The 1,224-nt window shown below is 64.3% G+C and carries 1 protein-coding gene; it reads right to left on the bottom strand.

Annotated elements, in window-relative coordinates; all coding sequences use genetic code 11:
- Positions 1 to 584: 584 nt before the first annotated feature.
- Entirely contained in the window at positions 585 to 1,109 is a 525-nt protein-coding gene (locus tag AC1DY5_RS56255; protein WP_478122809.1) for a LysR substrate-binding domain-containing protein, read from the bottom strand.
- Between the last annotated feature and the right edge of the window lie 115 nt (positions 1,110 to 1,224).

The raw sequence follows: 1,224 nt of genomic DNA, 5'->3' as shown, positions 1-1,224 counted from the left end.
GCCTACCTGGAGAAACCCGATCCTCACTTCAGGACCTACGGGCCAAAGACGCGACGCGAGTTCCTCAGGGTGTTCGATCCCGCTGGCTGAGCAGCGCAGGGGAGACTGTTGGCGGAAGACGCTCTCACCCGGTACGTCTCAACGACTGGTTTCCGCTCGAACCGTCGTTCGACCGACACCGCGCGAGTGGCCGCAATCAGTCTGGAGTACGCGTTCGAGCCTTGACCTCGAACTAGAACTTTCAGTACCGGCCATCGAGAGATCTCCAGCGCGCGCCAGATAGTGGTGGCAGTCATGATCAATCCTTCTATGGTGAAAACTCGGTGCAGGTGGCCCGCCCCAAGGTGGAGCGCACCCCAGGTGCGCCGCATCACGTTCGATGGTCAACTCGTCAGGTGCGCCGCCGACATCCTCCGTGGACGGAGCATCCAGAAGTTGGGTGTGTACTACGCCACGAGCTCCTCCCGTGCTCCACGAGGGCCTTGAGCGGCGAAGCCGATGCTTCGCAGACGCTAATGCCTCGCGTCTGGCGCGCAGACTTCCCGCATATCTGATTGAGCGGGGTACGCGAACTGCGGGTGGCGTCATTGTCTCGAGTCGGATTGCCTGCGAGGCGCAGCGCCCTGGAGCGCTTGCACATGCGCGAACTCCGCCACGAGCAAATCGACAAATTGCCGCGTTCGCAGGGGCAGGGAGCGACGCGATGCAAAGGCCACCTGGATGGGTGCGCTCTCGCCCGTCCAAGCCATCATGACCTCGACCAGGCTTCCATCCGCCAGCTCGGCCRCCAAATCCCACACCGAGCGGCGCACCAACCCGAGCCCTGCGAGCGCCCAGTCATGGGCCTGTTCGCCGTTGTCCGTGACCAGTTGTCCACGCACGCGAACGCTGGTCAGCGCGTCGTGGGGGCGCGCGGTCGGTCTTAATGCCCAGTCGGCAATCCCCGACGCGCCACGGATCATGACGATGCAGTCGTGCGTCACAAGGTCGGCGGGCGTTTGCGGCAGTTCGCGGCGCGCGAGGTAGCTCGGCGCCGCGCACACCACGCGCCGGTTTGACGCCAGCGTGCGCACCACCAGCCGCGAATCTTCCGCACCGCCGATGCGCACGGCTGCCCGGCGTCAACTATTTTGAGCGGCGTGTTGCCTCACGGAGAAATGTTACCCGACCGGTGGTCCCGGTTTCGGGGGATTTTTTCAATCAAGAGGGAGGGGAGCCGTGGGG

The organism is Variovorax sp. P4_D9, assembly GCF_056401695.1.
This window is presented reverse-complemented; position numbering and strand designations above follow the sequence as displayed.